Genomic DNA, 22,204 nt, shown 5'->3' on the forward strand with positions numbered 1-22,204 from the left:
ATACCGCAGCTCTCTAAGACCGGGAATGACCTTACTATTCCTGTTCATCGCGTTTACCAGTTCAGGAATCTGAATTCCTGTTTAAATTTGTAACTAAATATACATTCTTTACATCCCTGCTGTCAACTCTTAATCTCAAACTGCTTGCCTATACGGACTGAACGGACCATTCCTCCAGAGAAAGTCCCGGATCTGCCTTCGCATCAAATTCAGCAATTTCTCCCCGCTGCCATTTCAGATACGCAGCTGCTCCTATCATGGCCGCATTATCCGTACAATATTCCATTGGCGGGATTAACAGTTCAAGCCCTTCCTTCGTGCATCGCTCCTGTAATGCCGAGCGTAACCCCCGGTTAGCTGCAACACCACCGCATAATAACAGTTGACGTGAACCATATTCACGAACTGCTCTAACCGCTTTCTCCACCAGTACTTCAACAACAGCTTCCTGGAAACCACGTGCAACCGCAGACGGCTCCAAGGTTTCTCCGCGCATTTTGGCCTGGTTGAGCACATTCAGTACAGCAGACTTCAGACCACTGAGACTGAAATCGTACGAACCTGCTTCCAGCCATACCCGTGGTAATGGCACTACATCCTCCGCTTCAGATGCCATTCGGTCCACATGCGGGCCACCCGGATAAGGACAACCCAATGCACGTGCTACTTTGTCATACGCTTCGCCTACAGCATCATCACGTGTACGACCAATCAGTTTGAACTTACCCTCGGATTCCATATGCACGAGTTCTGTATGTCCACCAGATACGACCAGTGCCATAGCCGGATATTGCAGTTCATGAGTAAGTCGGTTGGCATAGATATGCCCCGCAATATGATGTGTACCAATGAGCGGTTTGCCCAGTGCCATCGCCATCGTTTTGGCCGCAACGATACCCACCAGCAGTGCTCCGACCAGCCCAGGCCCCTGTGTTACGGCAATTGCACTTAGATCACGTGGACGAATGCCGGACTGTTCGATCGCCTGTTCCAGCATCAACGTAATGACTTCAACGTGTTTGCGTGAAGCCACTTCAGGTACAACACCACCAAATGCCTTATGCGTCTCGATCTGACTTGAGATCAGATTAGACAGCACTTCCCGTCCATCTTTGACTACTGCTACCGATGTTTCATCACAGCTTGTCTCCACCGCCAAAATATAGGATGGTGCAGAATTTATTTTTTCATTGAGTTCGTTCATGAATCCAGTACGCTTCCTTCCTCTTCGCCGCTCCGGCCTGCAGACGGCAAGTTCGCCCACATAATCATCGCATCTTCCCCATTATCGGAGTAATACCCTTTACGAAGACCCGCCGATTCAAACCCTTTTTTCTGATATAAACGCTGAGCAATGCTGTTCGAGACTCTGACCTCCAGCGTCATTCGTTCCATCCCGAGATAAGCCGCTGTGCTCATTAATTCATCCAGTAACTTTTCGCCAAGCTTGCGTCCACGATACGCGCCTCTGACTGCAATATTGGTAATATGGGCTTCATCCATGATTGTCCACATACCTGCATAGCCGATGGCTTTTCCTTCTAATTCCATCACCATATATTTAGCAAAATGATTGTGTGTCAATTCATTTTGAAATGCTTCTTCCGTCCAGGGCAGGGTAAAGGCCTCATGTTCAATCTCCATCACATCGGGAATATCCGCGAGTGTCATGAACCTGAACTGAAGCGTTGCTTCCTGCTTATTATTCGCCACATTGTCCATCTGCTTCCCCTCCCCCTTCAGCCTTTGCGCAGCAGATTGGCTTCCGCTTCAGACAGCTGGGTGTAGTTCGGCACCAGCGCATGCACGTCATCACGCTGACCTGCAAGCAGCGCGGCGGCGCCAAGGCGCCCAACCCAGCGGCCTTCCAGCTCATAAGGTACGAGCTGGAGCGCCGTTCCTGCGGGGCAGCGAAGCTCCGCCGCTGCCGCAGCATGAGGGCCCGTCTCGCCGACGATCCAGACGGCTACGGGCCGCTCTTCCGGCGCCGCCTCCGCCATGCGGGCGGCGAGGGCTTCCAGCCATCCGTCCATCTTGCGGATGGCATCAGGCGCCAGACGCCGGGGCGCATCGCTCCCGGCGGAGGCAAACAGCGCGGTGCACGCTTGACCGCGCCGTGCATCTACAAGCGGAACGATCCAATGGACAGGGGCAGCTCCTGTGCTGCCCTGGTCCGCGGATGGCGTTCCGCCAGCCCCTGCTGCGGCATCCTCTGCCGCAGCTTCTGCCTTGGCGGCGAGGCCGCTGTGCCAGCCGCCCCAGGCGATGGCCTGAAGGCTGGACACCCCGGCTACGGGGATGTCCCACGCCCAGGCCAGTGTCTTCGCCGCGGTCACCGCAATGCGGATGCCCGTGTACGAGCCTGGGCCAACGCCAACGGCAATGCCGTCAAGTTGCCCAGGCTGTGTGTTGCTAGCGGCCAGCAGCTGCTCCATCACCGGTACGACGTGTACCGAATGGTTACGCTCAGCCCCTTCATTGCGTTCTTCCAGAAGCGCATGATCTTCCATCATCGCAGCTGCCATCACTGCGGTCGATGTATCCAACGCCAAAAACCGCTGACGCGGCTCTTTTTGTAAATCTTCCATCATCATTTGACCCCATTCTGTCTGAACTGTCGGCACATGGCTGCATAAGTCTCGCCGTACCCATCCAGTGTAATCGTTCGATCCTCCAGGCCCGTTGTTTCAATCTGCACATGCAAATGCTCCTGCGGCAGCAATTCGGGAATGATACTCGACCACTCCACCAGACTGACTCCGGCTCCATAGAAATATTCATCAAGTCCAAGCTCATCCGCTTCTTCCAGCGATATGCGATATACATCCATGTGATATAAAGGCAAACGCCCTTCGTACTCCTTAATTAGCGTGAATGTGGGACTGCTTACCACATCACGTACACCCAAATGCCAGGCAAATTTCTGTGAAAATGCCGTTTTTCCCGCGCCCAGATCACCATCCAAAGCAATCACCATGCCGGCGTTTGCCTGACTGGCGAGTGCGGAAGCGAGTGCTTCTGTATCTGCAATGCCATGGGATTGATACACCCACTGCTCGTGCGTCTGATTCAATATTCGCCCCACCTTTGGCGGTCCAGCCGCCTGAGTTCACTTTGAACCTTATTATATCGGTCCCTTTCTTCCCCCGCAACATCCAAGGAGGCGAGCGGAAATATAACGTGCATTATTAGACATGTCTCAAAACTCGCTTCCTTCGAAGTTTCAGACACCTATTAGGAAAAACCAAAAAACCGGCACCTCTCGGTACCGGCCGTGTTATACATATATTTCAGCTTTTATTCATTCTCGAATGCCTCAATAACGATATGCTACTTGTATCTACTCCTCCAAGCGATCCACACGAACCGTCTGGGTATTTCCCGGCCTGCTGCCAACCTGAACGGTTGCCATGCCATTGGCTTCATCCACATTCTCGATCCAGACTGGATCTCCCTCCAGCGTAACGGCAATGGTATCCTTCGAATCATAGATCGCTTTGGCGCGCTTTGCATCCATCATCTTATTCATACTCCCCTTCCGGATCATCATGTGACTCTCGAACCATGCTATCTGTTGTACTTTCACCAATATAACCGTTATCTTCCGTAACCTGTCCCCCGCCTAACCCTTCATTCACCATCCGGTCAATGTCGAGCATGAACGACTCCCGATCAAGGGGCAATTCTTCCGAAGTGACCGCTTCCCAGTTTACAGCTGTAGCAGGTGTATAGAACTCTTCAGCACTTTCGGCTTTGGCAAGAGGATACGGAGAAAATGCATGCTTGTGTGCTTCTTCCTCATCACGTCTGTTCTTCAATATTACACCTCCCGGCATATGTGCTGCGAGAATAACTACCTATCCCATGCTCAGCTTCCTGTCGGAATCCAAACATGTTTCTGTTATCATCCCCGAGTCTCGCCGAACCATACGAATTCGTTCGGCTACAAGACGATTATCCCTCGCACCAGATGCCCATACTATTAAATATAAATCCGTGTTCAAAAAGTCCGGTTTTCAGTACCGAGAAGATGGAATTTTTGAACAACCTTTTGAAAGGAGCCGATCTATGCATACCGTCTGGAAAGGTGCAATCAGTTTTGGCCTTGTGCATGTCCCTGTCAAAATGTTCTCGGCTACCGAAGACAAAGACATCTCCATGCGCTATATCCATAAAGTCTGCGGCAGCCCGCTCGCTTATGTTCGTCAATGTCCCTCCTGTGAAGTGGACGTGAAGTGGGAAGAGATCACCAAAGGTTATGAATATGAAAAAGGAAAGTTTGTACTCTTCGAGAAAGATGAATTGGAAGCGTTAAATGATTCCACCAACAAAACCATTACCATACTGGATTTTGTCGACTTGACTGAGATTGATCCGATCTATTTCCAGAAAACATATTACCTATCGCCCGATCAGGCTGGTGGAAATGCCTACCAGCTCTTGATGAACGCCATGCGGGATACCGGCAAAATTGGCATCGCCAAAATCTCCATTCGCTCGAAGAGCAGCCTGGCTGCCATACGCGTGCTGGAAGATTGCCTCTCCATGGAGACGATTTTCTATCCGGACGAGATTCGTCCTGTCTCCCAGGTGCCCAACTTGCCGGAAGTGCAGAACGTGAATGAAAAGGAACTCACGATGGCAAAGCTGCTGATTGATCAATTGTCCACACCTTTTGAACCTGGTAAATACACCGATGACTATCGCAGCAAACTGCTGGATCTTATCCAGCACAAAGTGGCGGGTGAAGAAATCAAGATTGCTCCAGCCAAACCTGAAGCCAATGTGATGGATTTGATGGCAGCCTTGCAGGCAAGTATCGAGGCCGTGAAGCCTATTCCGGCTGACCCTGGGACAACAACGGCTAAGCCTAAAAAACGTGCACCGCGAAAAACGCCCGCTCAAGCGGTTGCCGGAGGCGAATCCGATACACCTGCTGCACCAGCCAAAAGAAAAAAGGCGACACCCAAACCAAAAGTTTGACTGTCGCCCAGGCAAGAACGATTCCATGTATATAACTCATGTAATGAGGTTTACTCCGATCCGGCTTCACAGTCGGATTTTTTTGTTTTACAGAACTATTGAAGCAGTTCTAGTCAATAAAACTCCAGTTATAATTGCAAAATACGATTGACGAAAGCTGATTTATATTTTATATTAACTTATGAAAAGTAACTTATTTATGAATATACAGTCACCCTGTAATTCTACTTCAACAGTATGCAATTAAATAATCCGTTTTCAACGCATATACACAATCAAACGAGAACCCATATTATCTATTAACAGGAGGAAACAATCATGAATACAACGTATCAAATCCCTGCCACAACCCATCTGGGTGAAGTGAGTCTGCGAATTATGAACCTAGACCGTTCAATTGAGTTCTATACCGAAGTGGTTGGATTAAAATTACTGGAGCTTAGTGGCAAAGTGGCCACGTTGACAGCCGACGGAAAACAGTCCCTGCTGCGATTGGAAGAGCTCACGGATGGAATTACCCTGCCGGAACGCTCACACGCTGGCTTGTATCATTTCGCCATCCTGCTGCCTGACCGCAAGTCCCTGGGTCTTGCTCTTCGTAATCTGGCTGCATCCGGTATCGATATCGGCCAAGGTGATCACTTGGTCAGCGAAGCCTTCTATATCTCCGATCCCGATCAGAACGGGATTGAGATCTATGCCGACCGTGCACGTGATACCTGGAAACGGGATAGCGACAATAACTACGTGATGGCAAGTGATCCTGTTGATGTGGAAAGCCTGTTTGCCATCTCGGAGAATGAACCTTGGCAGGGTCTGCCTACTGGCACCGTTATTGGTCATGTACATTTCCACGTCCGCAGCCTGGAAGAAGCACGCAACTATTACACCGGCATACTCGGTTTTGATATCGTGGGTAACTTCGCTAACATGTCAGCACTATTTGTATCCGCAGGCGGTTATCATCATCATCTGGGACTTAATATCTGGGCGGGAGTGAACGCACCTGTTAATCCAGATAACGCTACAGGAATTGACTACTTCACCATTGTGTACGCCACACAGGAACAATTGGATCAGGCACTTGAACAATTGCGTCAATCCGGTGCAGTCGTTACACAAGTGGAAGGTACCTGGTTTACGGTAGACCCACAAAATATTCGTATACGTCTGACAACTGCGAACTGATTTTGTTTAGGCGTTACACTATGTTTGCTTAACCTCATTTTATTAAGCCCGGGTAACTGATTTCTCTACATCACAGAGAGATCGGCTGCACGGGCTTTTTGAGTTGGCTTTTATAAAACTGGCACAATTGGTGCATTCTAACCAATACATAGACAAGATATGTTAAGGAGATACCTCATGATCGAAAAGGGACGTTTGACTGTTAGACAGCTCGCTTCACTCCTGTTCCTGTGTACAATTGGGGAGCAGATTCTGGTCTTCCCTTCCATGATCACATCCTACGCTCATCAGGATGCCTGGTTATCAGCCTTATTGGGAGTCGCAGGGGGCCTGGGAATACTCTTCATTATGCTAATTGCCTACAAACTGCATCCCCGGTTGAATCTGATTCAAAATGCCCTTCGAACACTGGGACCCTGGATCGGGACCTTGTTTGGTTCTTTTTATCTCTTTTATTTCCTGATCAGTACCTCAACGTTCATTAGGGAGATTGGCGATTTTATGTCTACCCAGATCTTGCCGGAATCTCCATTACTGATTCTGCATTTGGTTTTTATGTGTGCGCTTGTCTGGGGGCTTCTGTCGGGTCTGGAGAGCATTGGTAAAACTGCTGAGGTCTTTCTTCCTCTGATCGTGTTGTTTCTGCTTATTCTGACGGTGTGTCTAATCCCCCATGTACGTTTGGCCAACATCCAACCTGTGCTGGCACAAGGATTTCTCGATCCATTCAAAGGTTTTGTTGCTGTACTCACATATCCCTACTGTGAGCTATGCATCTTCATGATGCTTTTTCCCTACACAAAAAATGAGCCCCATCTGGAGAAGGACATCCTGTTAGCAGGGATGATTGGCGGATTGTTACTCACACTGACGCTAAGTATGTGTCTGCTCGTTATGGGACCATGGATGACCCAGCATCACTGGTTCGCTTCATTTAACCTTTCACAGAAGATCAATATCGGAAACTTTTTGCAACGCATCGAAGCTTTCATAGCATCGGTCTGGATTATTGCTGTTTTCTTCAAAGCCGCTCTGTTCTTCTACGGTTTTGTCCTGGGCGTCGCTCACCTGTTTCGCTTGTCCAGTCACCGTTCTCTGATCCTGCCGGGTGCCATGCTTATTCTCGCCATGTCTATTCTAATCTCTCCAAACGAGAACTTTTATCTCAAGGTCGTTATTCCCTATTGGATTGATTGGGATCTGACCTGTGGCATAGCACTTCCGTTACTGCTCATTTTGGTGCATCATATGAAGTCCCGCTTTCAAAAAATATAACTAAATTCCGAATTAACCTGCGCTAATTGGTTAGGTCGAGGAAGGAGTTCCCCCATGTTCAAACCGTTGATTCCGTTCGAACCCATCTCCAGGGATACTTTGCCCACAGGACCGCAATGGATTGCCCAGGTCAAGTGGGATGGAGTCCGCATGCTTGCCTATGAGGACGGGCATGAGCTGCGCCTGGTGAATCGCAGATTACATGATCGAACCGCACAGTATCCCGAGTTGGTAACACCACGCAATTTATGTTCAGGCTCCTCCTATATCTTGGATGGAGAAGTTATTGCGCTGGACCCGGACACCGGAAAACCTTCGTTTTATCACGTTCTGCGGCGGGATCGGATGAGCAGACCCGAAGGTATCGCGCAAGCCATACATCAGATTCCGGTCACATATATGGTATTTGATATTCTGTTCTATGAGGGAAAATGGGTGACGGATCGGCCTTTGGCAGATCGACAGCGCCTGTTGCATGAGGTTCTTAACACCGCTCCCCATGTTCAGGAGGTCACCAATACACTTGATGCCGCTTCCCTGCTTACGGTCATGAGACAACATCAGATGGAAGGCATCGTCTGCAAGGATCTCACCAGCAGTTATGGCATACAGGGCAAGGACCAGCGCTGGCAGAAGGTCAAAATCATGCATGATGTATATGCCATGATCGGGGGAGTCACGTACCGGAGCGGTATTGTGAATGCCGTCGCGGTTGGTGTATATGATGGGCCAAACTTTGTCTATATTGGTCATGTCGGGACTGGCAAGCTGAACTCCAATACGTGGCGGGAACTCACACATCAAGTCGAGCCTCTGATCAAGCAGGACAGACCATTCCATAATGTACCCGAGCGCAGTGCGGAGACCACCTGGGTGGAACCACGAATAGGAGTTAAAGTGCAATATATGGAGCTTACTCATCATAAAACTCTACGCCATCCCAGTATTCAGACCTTCGCGGATGTAACCCGTGAGGATTGTCTGGCGAACCAGCTTCTTCCATGATGAAGAGTTCGCTTCACTCGTGTTTCGGCCCATGTTTAAATAATTCATTAAGCATATAGGAGGTGTTCCATATGGCCCCCAAGATCCAGGGAACCATCATAATAGAAGGCACAGAGCTGACGGTCACGAACCCGGACAAGCTGTTGTGGCCTGATGCGGGTGTCACCAAAGCCATCTATCTGCAAAAGCTGGCCGCTCTGGCTCCTTATCTGCTCACGTATACGAGCAATCGACTTCTCACCACGATAAGATATCCCCACGGCGCTGGAGGAACATTTTTCTATCAAAAGAATGCCCCTGAGCCTGTACCAGATTATGTGCACACTGAAGTTCACGACGGCATCCGCTATGTGGTCATGAATGGACTTCCCGAATTGTTATGGCTTGGCAATCTGGCCGCACTTGAATTTCATCCTTCTCTGCATACTGTGGGAAGCCATCTGCCCAGTGAATGGATGATTGATCTGGACCCCTCTCAGGAACATGAACCCCGGATTATGCAAGCTGCACTCATCGTTGGCGAAACCCTGACTTCCCTTGGTCTGAGGTCCATTCCCAAAACTTCGGGCGCAACAGGAGTTCAAATCATCGTTCCCATTGTGCAGGGGGTAACCTTTGATGAATTGAGAGAGATCGGTTATTTTGTAGGCAAATATGTCACTCAAAAGCACCCGGATCTGTTCACACTGGAACGACTCAAAAAGGACCGTGGAGACCGCATTTATTTTGACTATCTCCAGCATTATGGAGGCAAGACCCTTGCCGCTCCCTATACACCACGTGCCAAATCCGGCGCCACTGTCTCCACACCCCTTACCTGGGATGAGGTTAGAAGCAACGTCTCCATCCAGGATTACCATCTGATGAACATTATTGAACGCTTGAACAAAACCGGTGATTTAATCGCAGCTGTTGAACCCCAACCGGTGGAGCTCATTCTCAAACATTTGAAAAAAAAATAGCCGACTCCCTCATCACAAGGGTGTCGGCTATTATCATTCATGTATATATCAATCGCTAATGGATACCTTTTTTCTTGAAACGTCCGCCCTTCACGTCATGAATGTTACCGATAGCCACAAAGGCTTGCGGGTCCCAATCTTCAACGATGGTCTTCAGCTTCGCTTCTTCCAAACGGGTAATCACGACAAAAATGATCTTTTTCTCGTCCCCGCTGAATCCGCCCTCTCCATCCAGAAAAGTTACACCACGACCAAGCCGGTCTGTCAGGGCTGAACCGATATCACGATATTTCTCACTAATGATCCATACCGATTTGGACTGGTCAAGTCCTTCATTCACAATATCAATCATCTTCATCGCAATATAATATGCAATCATGGAATACAGGGCATTCGGCCAGCCGAATACAAATCCTGCACCTGCGAAAATAAACACGTTAATGAACAATACAATCTGTCCTACAGACAACGGTGACTTCTCACTAAGTAAGATAGCTACAATCTCCGTACCATCCAGTGAACCGCCAGACCGAATGACAAGTCCAACACCCACACCCAGGATCAATCCGCCAAATACAGCTCCGAGCAAAGGCTCCCCCGGTGTTAAGGCAGGAACATGGTGCAATAATGATGTCCCGATGGACATGACCACGATCCCCAGCAGCGTGGATAATGCAAATGTTTTACCAATCTGCTTGTAACCCAGAATCAGGAAAGGCAAGTTGAGCAAGGTCAGGAATACTCCGAGTGGCAGATTTGTAAGTTCTGACACCATAATTGAAATCCCCGTAATCCCACCATCAATAACACCATTCGGTACGAGAAACACTTCAAGCGATACAGCCATTAGTGCAGCACCGATCAGAATCATCACAATACGTTGCAGCAGCTTTAATGTAAACACCGAGCTTTTGACCCCGCGGTCAGCTTGCTTGGCTGTTAGTTCTTTCACCGTTACATTGGACATGGTATCCCCCCCGTTAAATCAGTGTGTGAATCCATTTTATAAATCATTTAAATACTCAGGGTGAATCTACATACGGAGAACAGCAAACTGCGTTCTATATGTACCCTGGCTATACAGCGCAAGCATCTAAAGGCGATATAAAATGGATTCAAAATGTTATTCATCCCGGTTTGCACTTTCAAAAGAGAGCAAAAGGGAGCCTGTTTCCCGCAGACTCCCCTCCTTCGCCAAGACATGATTTATATATCTATTATATCATAAAAGATCAAATTTGCGCAAAATACTTAGCAAAAAGAAGATAAATTCACAAAAAGTGAACTTATCTTCAGAAATCTGCCCTAAATCGGCTAAAGAAGCGGAGAAAGCATCCGAGAAAGCATTTCTGCGCCTTTTTGCCATCGTGAACGCTTCTGAAATACCTTCACATCGATCTGACTGCATTCCCCGAGATCACGTTCAAAGTCAGTGATCAAACGACGAATCGCAGAGGACTCGAACAGGACAGCCGTCAACTCGAAATTGCAGAAAAAACTGCGCATATCCATGTTGGCTGTTCCAACTGTAGCGAGCAACTCATCCACAATCATCACTTTGGCATGTACAAAACCTTTACGATATTGGAAGAACTGCACACCTGCTCGCAACAGTTCCTCCACATATGAAAGTGACGCCAGATGCACGAGCTTTGAATCGGATTGATACGGAATGATAATTTTCACATCAACTCCACTGACAGCAGCTGTTTTGAGTGCCTCATACAGGGCAGGATCAGGAATAAAATAGGGTGTTGTAATGTAAATCCGGTCACAGGCTACCGAAATGGCCCCAAAACACATTTCCTGAATGGCATCCCAGTCCTGATCCGGCCCACTAGCCAGAATCTGAATTCGCTCTTCCCCGCTACAGATATGAGGTGGAAACAATTCCACAAGCTGGGGTTCGGTAATTCGCTCACCGGAAGCTAATTTCCAGTCGTTCAGGAACGTACTTTGCAGGAAGTACACGGCATCTCCCTCGATCTGCACATGTGTATCCCGCCAGAAACCCACCTCTGGATATTGTCCAAGATAATCATCGCCTACATTGATGCCACCCACGAAGCCAACCTGTCCATCCACAACAACAATTTTACGGTGATTCCGGTAGTTCACTCTTCGGTCAATCGTTGCAATCAGTGGCGGTAGAAAATAATGAAACTCCACACCTGCATCTTGCAGTTTGCGGATAAAACTCCAGCTCATCTTGTGACTGCCGAGACCGTCGCAGATAAACCGAACCTTCACGCCCTCCTGTGCCTTGCGAATCATGACATCCTGAAACTTGGTGCTGATGACATCATCACGGAAAATGTAAAATTCCACATGCAGATGGTGCTTTGCTTTTTCCATTTCCCTCAGCATTGCCGCAAACGCCTCTTCACCATTTGTGAGCACCGTACTGTGGTTACAACCTGTAATCGGGCTCTCCGACAGATGGGATAACAGGTTAAACAATCGATGCTGGTGGCTGAAACGATCGCCAGGCATCTGTTCGACATCTCCAATGACGTGGGCTTGTTCCCAGATCGTTTCCTTCATTTCACGGAAGATGCGCGATCCACCCTTGCGGAGTTTTTTTCGTTTGTTATAGTCCTGCGCCACGAAATAGTACACCACAAAACCGATCAAAGGCACGCAGAACAAAATAAACAGCCAAGCCACAGCTTTAGCCGGATTACGAAATTCCAGCAAAAGAATTGTGGCTGCCTGGAAAATAAATACGAGTAATATAATGACCAGCCAGAACATTCGGCTTCCTCCTCAAGTGGCAAGCTTCATGGCCTTGCCTTTCTCTCACCTACACATCTTTGACGATTATGTATACAGCTAATCATAGATACCCAATGTACCCCCTATTCGTAACGTTTGCTTAGATAAAACTTTACATAAGCAGACGGAATACTTGATTCTGGAAATTCAAATTTGTACTTCGTTCATTGTATATTCTGACTGTGTTACCTTCTACATATCAGTTTAATGATGGAGCAGATTCGCATTGTGACGCCAATCTGCTCATTTCACCTTCCAGACTCTTCCTCATTTCTTTGTCTGGAGGTGGTCTTCTTACGTAAAATTAGATATAATAATCGTTAAAAACTTATTACCTAAAGGAGAAGAGCAGTGAATGGAAAGTGAGAGGTATGCGTTAAATTTAGTATTGGTTGCTTTTTTGATAGGACTTTCGGCGTTTTTTGTCGCAGTGGAATTCGCTCTGGTACGGGTTCGTCCGAGCCGGATCGATCAAATGATTGCAGAAGGAAACAAGCGTGCGCTGGCTGTTAAACAAGCCGTTGCCAATCTGGACGGATATTTGTCTGCCTGCCAGCTTGGAATCACGATCACATCTCTGGGACTGGGCTGGCTGGGTGAACCAACGGTAGAGAAGATTCTCCACCCTGTGTTTGAAAGCTTGCAAATTCCTGAGGCGGTTTCTTCATTCTTATCATTTGTAATTGCGTTTGCTTCCATCACGTATCTGCATGTTGTGGTTGGTGAACTCGCTCCAAAAACGATTGCAATCCGGAAAGCCGAGACTGTTGCACTGCTAACGTCTACACCTATCATCTGGTTTAACCGAATTATGTATCCTTTTATCTGGCTGTTAAACGGCTCAGCGAACCAACTGGTGAAACTGTTCGGAATCAAACCTGCTTCTGAACATGAAGATGCACACTCCGAAGAAGAGTTGCAGATCATCATTAATGAAAGCTTTGAAAGTGGTAAAATCAACCAAGCCGAGTTCGGTTACGTAAGCCGGATCTTTGCTTTTGATGAGATGTTAGCCAAAGAAATCATGGTACCCCGGACCGATATGGTCTGCCTTTATGTGAATAGAACAAACGAGGAAAACCTGGAGATCATTCGTGAAGAACAATATACACGTTTTCCAGTAGTGAATGAGAGTAAAGACGATATCATCGGTATCATTAATACGAAACAATTCTTCCTGGAACTTTACGGAAACGATGAACCTGTTGATCTATCCTCCCTGATTCAGCCTGTATCGGCTGTTCACGAAACAACTCCTGTGAAGGACTTGCTCAAGAAAATGCAGAAGGATGGCGTACATATCGCCGTACTTGTCGACGAATATGGAGGAACTTCCGGAATTGTAACCATCGAGGATGTACTTGAGCAGATTGTTGGTGAGATTCGCGACGAGTTCGACGCAGACGAAGTGGAAGATATTCAAGTCATTAATGAGAACTATGTCATTATGGATGGCAAGGTTTCCTTATCGAAGGTGAACGACATGTTTATGTCCAGCCTGGATGCAGATGAGTGGGACACCATTGGTGGATGGCTCTATAGCCATCGTCCCGAGATGAACGAACAGGAAGAATATGAGTTCGAGAATCTAATCTTTGTTTTGCTGGAAAAAGACAAGAATCGGTTCTACAAAGTGGCCGTTGTTCCCAAGGAACCACTGACCATGTCTGATTATACCGATGAAGACGAGAAAGAGTCCAATTGGTCTAAATAAAGCAAATTTATTAATAAGAAGAGGAGCACTTGCCTATTTTGGTAAGTGCTCCTCTTCTTATTATATCTCGCCCTATCCGTCACTTCTCCAAGTTATCATTCAACCCAAGAATGGAACTCCCGTTTTTAGTTTGATTTTAATACCCACTTCGCAATATCGTCGATAATGGCTTTGGAGACATTAGATGGCTCAGCGTACTCTTGACCGATCGAAAGTCCATCATAGCTGGATAAAAGATGATTTACCTTTGGATAGCTATTGTACGTTACATTGGAATGACCTTGGAGAGACGATTTCCAGGTTTGGAATTGATTCATAGACACTTGCACATCGTTTTCGCCTTGTATAACAAGCATAGGTGTATTTTGTGTTTTAGCCAGTTCCGCAGGCACATAATCTCTCTGCTCAAACCACCAATAAGCAGGTTGAAGTGGAAACGCCTCAGGAAGATGATCTACAGAATATTTTGGATCTTTAACCATAGCAGCCACATTTTTATAAAAATCAGCTTGCCCTTGAATGACATCCGTGTCTAAACCAAGCTGATTCATCCGCTCTACCAATTCGTCCTGCTGCTCGGTAAGCACATCCACAAAGCTACTACTGGGTGCAGCAAGTAGAATACTTCCTGCAATATCATGTTGTTTATCCTCAGCAATGATTAACGGCATTGCAAACCCGCCTTGACTATGTCCAGCTACAAAAATCGCTGTAGAATCAATATGTGCATTCTTTTTAAGCAATTCCACTGCATCGTTTACCTGATCTACGCTCTCTTGTTTTAATGTGAATTTAGGCTGTGAAGCCACCTTATAGGTATGCTCATACGTAACCTTATCGTATCTTAATACAGCAACTCCTTGTGAAGCTAAACCTACCGCAAGATCGCGAAACGGCTTTGCACCACCAATGGCAGCATCTTGATTGCTAGGCCCAGATCCGTGTACCAGAATGACAACCGGGAAAGGTCCCTCTCCCTTGGGCAAAGTTAATGTCCCTGGCAAAGCTAAATCACCCTGACCAACCGTAATGTCTTGTTCTGTATAGGCAGATGGGTCATCGTAGCTTGGTTTTTGATACACATCTGGCGTAGCGGCGGCAATATGCAAATCATCCACAAGTCCGTTATGATTCATTCTGACTGTAATATTTAAACGAGTTAGCTCTGTTTTGAACGTATAGGTAACATTGCGATGCACTGTATTATTTTCTACATGCTTAGCTATGGCTTCACTTGTAATTTTGCCATTTTGTCCTTCTAAAGCTCCCCACAGCTGACTCAACAACGTGGGTGACAACACTCCACTCACAGAGGTATGAACATACTTGGCAGCCTCCTTGCCATCGCCCTCACTAATAAGGGAAATGAATATATCCTCAGGTGCTGCATTCAGCGTCTCGGAAAGAAATGCCCCATCCATATAGGTAGTTCCTTTCGTTAACTGAACAGGATTGTCTAAGGATATGGCTTGCCCATTCACCATCGCCTGTTTCTCTCCAACCTTAACTACAATCGTAAGCTCACTTTTTCGTATTGTGATTTGTCCTGTCTTTTGTTGCCAAGATACCTCTGCTCCATTCTTTTCTGCAATCTCACGAATAGGAACAAGATTTTCACTACCAGCGGATTTTTCAGCAGCTTCTGAGATGGATGTTACCGGAAGGATGAGACCTACGAAAGTAAGAGAAAGTAATAGCTTTTTCCAATTGTTCATTGTAATAACTCCTCCTAATAATTAATTTCATCTATTATATGCATAGCATTATGAGCATTTATTGGCTCAGGACTATGCTTATAACAACAATAGCAATGATGAATAACAACAGGACCCAAGATAGTGGACGAGCGAAGTTAATTGTCCAGCCTATTCCATAACGCTTTTCTATGGTTAAAGAAGGATCATTGGCATTGAAGTAAATAAACCCAAGCTTCCAATGATCGTCGTCATTCACTGGCTGCTCCTTGGATCGTTCATGATCCTCTTGTTGATTACGAATTTTCCCGCCGCCTTGTCTGCCTGTGAGAGACAGCCATACAGCGCCTAACACGATCAGCACAGGGATGCTGAAGCTAATAGCTGTTAACAAGACCAGATTAGGGACGAACATATTGATCTGAATGAAGGCAAATAAGATGGTAAGAAGTAAGCCTGTTACAAGCGTAAATAGGGACCATTTACGGCGGAATTGAATATTTTCAGCAGCAAATTGGCCCGGATTAGACGTAGTAAGCTGTTGTTTGCTTGATTTAATACTCCAGTTAACCAACATCATAAGTGCAATGATTCCTAGCTGTACAAAATTAATAGCCAGTACCGAGAGGTAGGTTTTAGGCACACCGGAAGTGACATGGCCCTGAAGATCATATTTTATTGGAATGACGTTAGGTAGTGATTTATAATTCAGGATCGAAATGATCGCAATGGCTGCAATAATAGCAATGTGAATGAGAAACCAATAGTTCGAATAGGTGAGTTTATTTTGGCGGAAGGTGGTATCGATTTTAACTCTTTGAGGTGCTTCTACAGTTGTAAGAGTTCCTTTTATCTTTTTCATCTTGAAATGAAATAAGATGTGTAGCGCTGCCCAGTACACAATAAATATCATTGTGCTAACACCGGTAATTATTGCGGTAGAATCTTCATTAGCAGATCGGAGAAAATACAGACAGACAAGTATAATCATCCCGTTTCCGATCAGACTTACTGTAGCAAACGTACTTCTTAGCTTACGTAAGATGGGTGTGTAGTAATTATATTGACTTACCGTAACCCCAAAGCTAATGGTTTCCCTTGTCACATATGGTGCAAAGGATAGAAGTAAGGCTAATGGAGCAAAGATTAAAATGATAGGTAATATACTAAATAGCTGCATACATAACACACTCCCTTGATTCCATTATTCTTTGTTGTGACCCATCTTTACATCATCATACATTTGGTCTAACACCGCAGATAGTTCTTCTTTGGTCATTCCGCGACAGATCGCTTCGGCAATAATCGGTCTTAATTCTCTTTGCTGCCTTTTCAAAAAATCATCCGTTAAACCAGGCATTCCATCAGGGTTCACTACAACTCCCTTTTGTCTATGAACCAGAATGTATCCATCTTGCTTGAGTAGTGTATAAGCCTTGTTGACGGTGTGAAGGTTAACACCGATATCTGCGGCCAAATTCCGAACCGAAGGTAACGCCTCACCTAGCTGTAACTCACCACTAGCAATACCTTCAATAATTTGATAAACAAGTTGCGAATAGATGGGAAGTTCGGATTGCATATCCAGTTGAATAATCAAGGGTTCACCTTCTTTTTGTTATCTGTTATATATCAAGTATAACATGAGCGAGCAATATATATGAAAAAAAAACCGCATATTAATGGCGAGGGCAAACTTACTTTACCCTTCACCATTGATATACGGCTTATCCTGATGAGCTTATCGATGTGATTCAAGAACAAACATTAGTCGAGCACACGACAAAGTTATTTTCAAATTCCATTCAGAGTTCAGTCTTATCTTCAACAATCCGATAATGGATTTTGCGAACTATAATTTTTAGAATCATGTACAGTGGAATAACGATGATCATACCCAAGATATTTCCCAGGTCAGCACCCACCAGCAACAAGATAACGGTAGTCAGTGGATGAATATCGAGCTGTTTGCCATAGACATAAGGTGAGATCAGGTTATCCTGAATTTGCTGTGCGATTACAATGATGACCAGGGACCAGATCGCCATCGTAGGTGATTCGATAAACGCGACAATGACAACCGGGATAGCTGCCAGCAAAGCACCCACATAAGGGATGAAGTTCAGAATAATCGATACAACAGTCAGCAGCAAAGCGTAAGGCAAACCTAAGATGAGAAAACCGATGTACATCAGAATCCCCAGGGCTACATTAACAATAACTCGGCCAACAATATAGTTGCTTAGTGCTTCATCGATCTCATGGACGGTTTCTTCCCCATCCTTCCGATAATGTCTTGGCAACAATAAGGTTAGATTCGTTCCAAACTTGCTGCCTTCCTTAAGCATGTAATACAACATGATCGGGAACGTTGCCAGAATAATAACCAGATTGGATACCACGGAGAATAACCCGGAGACATAATTGGTTACCTGAGTTATCCCTTGGCTCAGAACATCGGATAATCGTGAGAATAGATTGGAATCATCAGGCAGGTATCTGGATACAACATTGCTCTTTTCAAGTGCATTCAACTGATCGCTGAGTGAAGTAACCAACGCTGGAGCATTTTCCACGAAATTCATCAATTGTTCACGCAGGGAAGGCCATACAAGCACACTAAAACCTGCAAGTATTAATGCAATTACGACATAAATAATCAGAACTGACAATGCACGTTTGATCTTATGCCTTTCCATATAATCGACAAGCGGGCGCAGCAGATAATAGAAGAAACCAGCAATCAGCAGCGGAATGATGATGATGTGAATCAGTGAGGTCAGGGGGCTGAAAATAAAGTTCACTTTTTCCCCCAGATACACGATGAGCAGCAGCAGAATAATCGCTGTGCATATGCGGTAGAACTTGTTATTTATCAAGAAACGTGATCCCTCCATGCGCTGCTCTGCCAAAGTGACTGCGGCGTTCATATGTATATCTAGTCATTTACATATGAGAGCTTTTTTCATAAATCCCCTGAGCGTCTTCCAATCAGCAAGATAGAGATCGAAATGATCCTATTCGTCTATATCTTGTACCCGTGAGCGGTGAAATTCGAATTATGAAAAACGCTACTGATACTAAGTACCCTTAAATGACAGTCATGCCACAGGCGATGCTGAATATACACTTATTTTCTTTCCAAAACAAACATTGGAGCAAAAAAAAGAAGCAGGCGTTAGCCTGCCACATCTCTTTTGCTGAATACAACCCAGGAAATCACCATGAAAATAACGTAATACACCGCCAGAACTGCAATGGAGAAACCCAGTGTCATTCCTGCACTTGGACCACCCATTAGCGCAAAATCCGCCCCGGAGGTCATGTATTTGCTAAGATCCATGTTGTTGAATAGAACATACTTGGCCCACTCATAACGGACCGGATTGAATATGAGTGAGAAGATACTCTGTGAGAACATAATGAACAGGGATAATCCAATCGCAAGTGCACCTGAACGAAATACGGAGGACACCATAAAGGCAATAGCAAGCGTAATGAACAGATCAACGTACAAATATCCCCATAACGTCAGAGCATTCGTAGCCGGACTACTGCTTCCTCCCGGAGCATCATGCGAGAAAAGGATATAAGACGTTAGCATGGCCATCACGATGATCAGCAATGTACTGACAATACTGAAGCCAACGACGGTCAGATATTTGGAAGCAAGAACTTTGCTTCGTGACCATGGACGGATCAGCAATAGCTTAATGGTTCCCCAGGTAAATTCGCCCGCAACCGATTCCGCTGCAATCACGACACAGAAGATCGTGTTCAGGAAAAACGTAATCTGGATGGTCGTTACAGCCGCTTCCCAGTACAAAACTTCATTGGACCCCATGCCTTCTCGCAGTAACACTGGCATTAATAGCGAGATCAGCGCCAGAATCGCTAACATGATCCAGGTACGGGGACGACGGAAAATTTTCATATTCTCATTTAATATCAGATTACCAAAACTACCCAATGCCTCCACCCCCAGTGACTTGCAAGAATTGTTCTTCCAGGGTGTGAGTCACGTTACGAATACCGTATACCTGAAACCCTTCGCTAACCAGCTTGGCATTGATATCCGGAATCTGCTCACGAGACACCCGCATCACCAGGACATTGCCCTGTACGATAGCACCCTGAATCAGATCCGCAGCGCGGTCAGCATCATTCAGCTCAAAAGCAACTTCGATTAATGCATCCGAACCGGCTTCAACCCGAAGGTTTCTTACATCAATCAACTTGCCATTCTGGATGATGGCCACCGTATCACACATCAGCTCCATCTCCGACAACAAATGACTGGATACAAAGACCGTAATGCCTTCCTCTTGGGTGAGCTGACGCAAATAATCTCTCAGTTCCCGTATACCCTGTGGGTCCAAACCATTGGTCGGCTCATCCAGTACAAGCAGCTTCGGTTTATGTAATATCGCTTGCGCGACCCCCAGACGCTGGCGCATGCCCAGTGAATAGGTTTTGACCTTATCGTGAATACGGGCTGTAAGCCCCACACGCTCAATCGTTTCCGCAATACGTTCCTTCGTAACTCCCGGCGACATGCGGGCAAAGTGAACGAGATTCTGGTACCCGGTCAGAAACTTGTACATTTCCGGATTTTCCACAATAGCTCCTACCTGGGCTACCGCCTTCTCAAATTCATTCTTCACACTGTGTCCTGAGATCAAAATGTCACCTTTACTGATGGACATCAGTCCAACCATCATTCGAATCGTTGTTGTTTTTCCCGCGCCATTAGGTCCTAAAAAACCAAAAACCTGCCCCGGAGAAATATCCAGAGTCAGGTCGCTGACCAATGATCGGGAGGATATGATCTTGCTGACGCCCTGAATCCGGACGACCGGCTCCTGCTGCATTCAATCCCCTCCTTCATGGACGAGCACATCATTCATGCCCGTTTCTCATATGAACATAGTGTATCATAATCTTTAGTATATTGTCCCGCAAACTGGGATTTCCCCTGACGTTTCGCTTCATCTACACACGCTTCACAGCATCCAAGCGGCATTTCACTCCGGTAGAATCCGGTGCGAAATACGTGATTGCCTCCATTGCCCTCTTCCTTCATTTCGACAGAGCTTCTAGTGACCGACACAATCATCCCACAACTGACACAGTAAAAGCGGCCCGTTTCGATCAATGATATTCCTTCCCCTCACAAGGAGCTTAGAAGTCCTTGTTATTTGTCGTTAGACGCTGAAAATTGATACATTTTGTATCTATCTCGTAATTTACTTGACACCGGGACTAATGTCAAGGCTTTATAGCCTTAAAAACAAGCAAAACACAAAAAAAGCTCCATAAATGCGACAAAAGTCTCGCATTTACAGAGCCTCATGTTAGGTAAATGATACAATTCGGTTCAATGTATGGGTTAATATTATTTCCTGATCAATCACTATTGTCGACCTGCGAGGTATCCTCATTTTTCTGATTTGGATAATACCAGAGTAAGGTCCACTGATCGCCATCCTCTACCAGATAACAGGTCTGCACCATATCGAATTGGCCAAAGGTACCTGAGTACTTCTGGGTGACCCGGATTCTGTAGGCTTCAGAAAATGGGTTAACGCCATCAATCACGGTTACATCGAACTCGCGCTCCGGCTGTTCCATCTCCAGCTCAAACGTTTCCACGCCAAAGTGCTGCATAAATATATGTGCTCTGTTCTGTACGTAAGCACTCTTGGGAAACCGCTCTTTCATCAGGGGATGAAAAAGTTCCCATGAACTGCCGAAGTCACCCGTCTGCTCATATTTGTAAAACTCTTCGGCAACAGCAGCAGCTTCATCCGATGTATCTGCCTGAAACAGATACGGAATGGTTCTGGCAATCAACCACAGCAATAATACAATGATCGTGATGAACCCGATCTTTCTGAGCAAAGCATTCCGGTTCCTTCTTCGCAGCATGTCCAGTCCTCCTTGTCCTACTCCATACTTATGATGGATGGCAGACAAGTAGAAGTTGAACAATACATCTAATTTCCTGGGAAATCACGTTCTTTAGCGATGATAGCGGCTAAATGACCTTAATTTTCGATAGATCGCTACGCCCGCTATCCATAACATAACACCACAGAGACCACCAATCAGATCAACTCCTACATCTCGAATGGAAGCTGTCCGATTGGGGCTGAATTGCTGGATATATTCATCAAATGATGCGATCACAATCACAGTAGCCAGTGCAATTCCTATACAGGTTTTCATACCGCTTCTTCGATAACGCATGCCACAATAGACAAGTACAGCTAGCACAGCATAAACAAATACATGCGCACTTTTACGAAATATGAACTCGGCAAAGTCATAGGGGCGTGCGTTCAGTGAATAATGATGCTCACCATAAGTGAACTGGATATCAGGCAAGCTTAATACCCATTGGATCTGCTCAGACCATTGATGAAGCCAAGGCTGAATCGTTTGTTGCTGATAGGATTGTGCGGACATGGACCAGATGAATAAAATCCACGATATAATCAGAAGCACGGAGATCAGGTATCCATATCTTCTTCGCTTATGATTACGTCGCCTACGCCGTGAGCCCTCCTCTATTAGGATTGTAATCACCACTTTCATATCTCTTTCTA

The 22,204-nt window shown here is 46.1% G+C and carries 23 protein-coding genes and 1 other annotated feature (1 of these 24 running past the window's edge); of the genes, 6 read left to right on the forward strand and 17 right to left on the reverse strand.

Annotation, left to right across the window (positions count from 1 at the left end; translation table 11 throughout):
• Positions 1-57 (reverse strand) — a binding site (T-box leader); it reaches 302 nt to the left of the window's first position.
• A gap of 91 nt (positions 58-148) precedes the next feature.
• From tsaD to ACDJ59_RS19355, 6 genes are all read right to left on the reverse strand, one after another.
• Positions 149-1,204, reverse strand: a complete 1,056-nt coding sequence (tsaD, locus tag ACDJ59_RS19330) for a tRNA (adenosine(37)-N6)-threonylcarbamoyltransferase complex transferase subunit TsaD (protein WP_017690086.1) — start codon at positions 1,202-1,204, stop codon at positions 149-151.
• Positions 1,201-1,722 (reverse strand): ribosomal protein S18-alanine N-acetyltransferase, encoded by a 522-nt coding sequence (gene rimI, locus ACDJ59_RS19335; protein WP_036668955.1) that lies wholly within the window; start codon positions 1,720-1,722, stop codon positions 1,201-1,203. Before rimI ends, tsaD begins: the two co-directional genes overlap by 4 nt.
• 17 nt (positions 1,723-1,739) lie before the next feature.
• Positions 1,740-2,588: a tRNA (adenosine(37)-N6)-threonylcarbamoyltransferase complex dimerization subunit type 1 TsaB gene (gene tsaB / locus ACDJ59_RS19340; protein WP_413409859.1), complete on the reverse strand. Its 849-nt coding sequence runs from the start codon at positions 2,586-2,588 to the stop codon at positions 1,740-1,742.
• Between the two features lie 2 nt (positions 2,589-2,590).
• Positions 2,591-3,073 (reverse strand): tRNA (adenosine(37)-N6)-threonylcarbamoyltransferase complex ATPase subunit type 1 TsaE, encoded by a 483-nt coding sequence (gene tsaE, locus ACDJ59_RS19345; RefSeq protein WP_282319102.1) that lies wholly within the window; start codon positions 3,071-3,073, stop codon positions 2,591-2,593.
• Between the two features lie 267 nt (positions 3,074-3,340).
• Complete coding sequence (locus tag ACDJ59_RS19350) at positions 3,341-3,517, reverse strand: H-type small acid-soluble spore protein (protein ID WP_026081228.1); 177 nt, start codon at positions 3,515-3,517, stop codon at positions 3,341-3,343.
• A gap of 4 nt (positions 3,518-3,521) precedes the next feature.
• Entirely contained in the window at positions 3,522-3,818 is a 297-nt protein-coding gene (locus ACDJ59_RS19355; protein WP_076209630.1) for a hypothetical protein, read from the reverse strand.
• A 250-nt stretch (positions 3,819-4,068) separates the two neighbouring features.
• On the opposite strand from ACDJ59_RS19355, the gene ACDJ59_RS19360 reads away from it, so the two are divergent.
• The 5 genes from ACDJ59_RS19360 to ligD all read left to right on the forward strand — a co-directional run bounded on the left by ACDJ59_RS19360 (position 4,069) and on the right by ligD (position 9,413).
• Positions 4,069-4,983: a Ku protein gene (locus tag ACDJ59_RS19360; RefSeq protein WP_413404997.1), complete on the forward strand. Its 915-nt coding sequence runs from the start codon at positions 4,069-4,071 to the stop codon at positions 4,981-4,983.
• A gap of 318 nt (positions 4,984-5,301) precedes the next feature.
• Complete coding sequence (locus tag ACDJ59_RS19365; protein ID WP_413404999.1) at positions 5,302-6,171, forward strand: VOC family protein; 870 nt, start codon at positions 5,302-5,304, stop codon at positions 6,169-6,171.
• A gap of 177 nt (positions 6,172-6,348) precedes the next feature.
• On the forward strand, positions 6,349-7,446 hold the full coding sequence (locus tag ACDJ59_RS19370; RefSeq protein WP_413405001.1) for a GerAB/ArcD/ProY family transporter: 1,098 nt from the start codon (positions 6,349-6,351) through the stop codon (positions 7,444-7,446).
• Between the two features lie 54 nt (positions 7,447-7,500).
• Positions 7,501-8,451 (forward strand): RNA ligase family protein, encoded by a 951-nt coding sequence (locus tag ACDJ59_RS19375; protein ID WP_413405003.1) that lies wholly within the window; start codon positions 7,501-7,503, stop codon positions 8,449-8,451.
• Positions 8,452-8,522: 71 nt separating this feature from the next.
• Complete coding sequence (gene ligD, locus ACDJ59_RS19380) at positions 8,523-9,413, forward strand: non-homologous end-joining DNA ligase (RefSeq protein ID WP_413405005.1); 891 nt, start codon at positions 8,523-8,525, stop codon at positions 9,411-9,413.
• 55 nt (positions 9,414-9,468) lie between these two features.
• On the opposite strand, the gene ACDJ59_RS19385 is transcribed toward ligD, so the two are convergent.
• Positions 9,469-10,380, reverse strand: coding sequence for a YitT family protein (locus ACDJ59_RS19385; protein ID WP_036611290.1), 912 nt, complete (start codon positions 10,378-10,380; stop codon positions 9,469-9,471).
• A 347-nt stretch (positions 10,381-10,727) separates the two neighbouring features.
• Entirely contained in the window at positions 10,728-12,167 is a 1,440-nt protein-coding gene (gene cls, locus ACDJ59_RS19390) for a cardiolipin synthase (RefSeq protein WP_413405007.1), read from the reverse strand.
• A gap of 376 nt (positions 12,168-12,543) precedes the next feature.
• Here cls and ACDJ59_RS19395 point away from each other — a divergent pair, with 376 nt between their 5' ends.
• Positions 12,544-13,902, forward strand: a complete 1,359-nt coding sequence (locus ACDJ59_RS19395; protein ID WP_036668939.1) for a hemolysin family protein — start codon at positions 12,544-12,546, stop codon at positions 13,900-13,902.
• 125 nt (positions 13,903-14,027) lie between these two features.
• On the opposite strand, the gene ACDJ59_RS19400 is transcribed toward ACDJ59_RS19395, so the two are convergent.
• From ACDJ59_RS19400 to ACDJ59_RS19440, 9 genes are all read right to left on the reverse strand, one after another.
• The gene (locus tag ACDJ59_RS19400) at positions 14,028-15,617 is read right to left on the reverse strand and encodes a stalk domain-containing protein (protein ID WP_413405010.1); all 1,590 of its coding nucleotides are present in this window, start codon (positions 15,615-15,617) and stop codon (positions 14,028-14,030) included.
• A gap of 58 nt (positions 15,618-15,675) precedes the next feature.
• Positions 15,676-16,776, reverse strand: a complete 1,101-nt coding sequence (locus ACDJ59_RS19405; RefSeq protein WP_413405012.1) for a DUF1648 domain-containing protein — start codon at positions 16,774-16,776, stop codon at positions 15,676-15,678.
• Between the two features lie 24 nt (positions 16,777-16,800).
• The gene (locus ACDJ59_RS19410; protein ID WP_413405014.1) at positions 16,801-17,196 is read right to left on the reverse strand and encodes a GntR family transcriptional regulator; all 396 of its coding nucleotides are present in this window, start codon (positions 17,194-17,196) and stop codon (positions 16,801-16,803) included.
• A gap of 205 nt (positions 17,197-17,401) precedes the next feature.
• Positions 17,402-18,475, reverse strand: a complete 1,074-nt coding sequence (locus tag ACDJ59_RS19415; RefSeq protein ID WP_413405016.1) for an AI-2E family transporter — start codon at positions 18,473-18,475, stop codon at positions 17,402-17,404.
• A 299-nt stretch (positions 18,476-18,774) separates the two neighbouring features.
• Positions 18,775-19,566, reverse strand: a complete 792-nt coding sequence (locus ACDJ59_RS19420; RefSeq protein ID WP_413405018.1) for an ABC transporter permease — start codon at positions 19,564-19,566, stop codon at positions 18,775-18,777.
• Entirely contained in the window at positions 19,559-20,467 is a 909-nt protein-coding gene (locus tag ACDJ59_RS19425) for an ABC transporter ATP-binding protein (protein WP_413405021.1), read from the reverse strand. Before ACDJ59_RS19425 ends, ACDJ59_RS19420 begins: the two co-directional genes overlap by 8 nt.
• Before the next feature lie 32 nt (positions 20,468-20,499).
• Positions 20,500-20,751, reverse strand: coding sequence for a hypothetical protein (locus tag ACDJ59_RS19430; protein ID WP_413405023.1), 252 nt, complete (start codon positions 20,749-20,751; stop codon positions 20,500-20,502).
• Between the two features lie 251 nt (positions 20,752-21,002).
• Positions 21,003-21,524, reverse strand: coding sequence for a hypothetical protein (locus tag ACDJ59_RS19435; protein WP_413405025.1), 522 nt, complete (start codon positions 21,522-21,524; stop codon positions 21,003-21,005).
• Positions 21,525-21,617: 93 nt separating this feature from the next.
• Entirely contained in the window at positions 21,618-22,193 is a 576-nt protein-coding gene (locus ACDJ59_RS19440) for a VanZ family protein (protein WP_413405027.1), read from the reverse strand.
• Between the last annotated feature and the right edge of the window lie 11 nt (positions 22,194-22,204).

Source organism: Paenibacillus amylolyticus (assembly GCF_047302515.1).
GTDB classification, from domain to species: Bacteria; Bacillota; Bacilli; order Paenibacillales; family Paenibacillaceae; genus Paenibacillus; species Paenibacillus amylolyticus_G.

Bases quoted from the DNA above. Each gene is read 5' to 3' on its own strand.
- cls (WP_413405007.1), bottom strand. From the start codon at position 12,167: ATGTTCTGGCTGGTCATTATATTACTCGTATTTATTTTCCAGGCAGCC.
- ACDJ59_RS19360 (WP_413404997.1), top strand. From the start codon at position 4,069: ATGCATACCGTCTGGAAAGGTGCAATCAGTTTTGGCCTTGTGCATGTC.
- ACDJ59_RS19425 (WP_413405021.1), bottom strand. From the start codon at position 20,467: ATGCAGCAGGAGCCGGTCGTCCGGATTCAGGGCGTCAGCAAGATCATA.
- ligD (WP_413405005.1), top strand. From the start codon at position 8,523: ATGGCCCCCAAGATCCAGGGAACCATCATAATAGAAGGCACAGAGCTG.
- ACDJ59_RS19395 (WP_036668939.1), top strand. From the start codon at position 12,544: ATGGAAAGTGAGAGGTATGCGTTAAATTTAGTATTGGTTGCTTTTTTG.
- ACDJ59_RS19435 (WP_413405025.1), bottom strand. From the start codon at position 21,524: ATGCTGCGAAGAAGGAACCGGAATGCTTTGCTCAGAAAGATCGGGTTC.
- ACDJ59_RS19365 (WP_413404999.1), top strand. From the start codon at position 5,302: ATGAATACAACGTATCAAATCCCTGCCACAACCCATCTGGGTGAAGTG.
- rimI (WP_036668955.1), bottom strand. From the start codon at position 1,722: ATGGACAATGTGGCGAATAATAAGCAGGAAGCAACGCTTCAGTTCAGG.
- ACDJ59_RS19370 (WP_413405001.1), top strand. From the start codon at position 6,349: ATGATCGAAAAGGGACGTTTGACTGTTAGACAGCTCGCTTCACTCCTG.
- ACDJ59_RS19375 (WP_413405003.1), top strand. From the start codon at position 7,501: ATGTTCAAACCGTTGATTCCGTTCGAACCCATCTCCAGGGATACTTTG.
- ACDJ59_RS19385 (WP_036611290.1), bottom strand. From the start codon at position 10,380: ATGTCCAATGTAACGGTGAAAGAACTAACAGCCAAGCAAGCTGACCGC.
- ACDJ59_RS19440 (WP_413405027.1), bottom strand. From the start codon at position 22,193: ATGAAAGTGGTGATTACAATCCTAATAGAGGAGGGCTCACGGCGTAGG.
- tsaB (WP_413409859.1), bottom strand. From the start codon at position 2,588: ATGGAAGATTTACAAAAAGAGCCGCGTCAGCGGTTTTTGGCGTTGGAT.
- ACDJ59_RS19405 (WP_413405012.1), bottom strand. From the start codon at position 16,776: ATGCAGCTATTTAGTATATTACCTATCATTTTAATCTTTGCTCCATTA.
- ACDJ59_RS19400 (WP_413405010.1), bottom strand. From the start codon at position 15,617: ATGAACAATTGGAAAAAGCTATTACTTTCTCTTACTTTCGTAGGTCTC.
- tsaD (WP_017690086.1), bottom strand. From the start codon at position 1,204: ATGAACGAACTCAATGAAAAAATAAATTCTGCACCATCCTATATTTTG.
- ACDJ59_RS19350 (WP_026081228.1), bottom strand. From the start codon at position 3,517: ATGGATGCAAAGCGCGCCAAAGCGATCTATGATTCGAAGGATACCATT.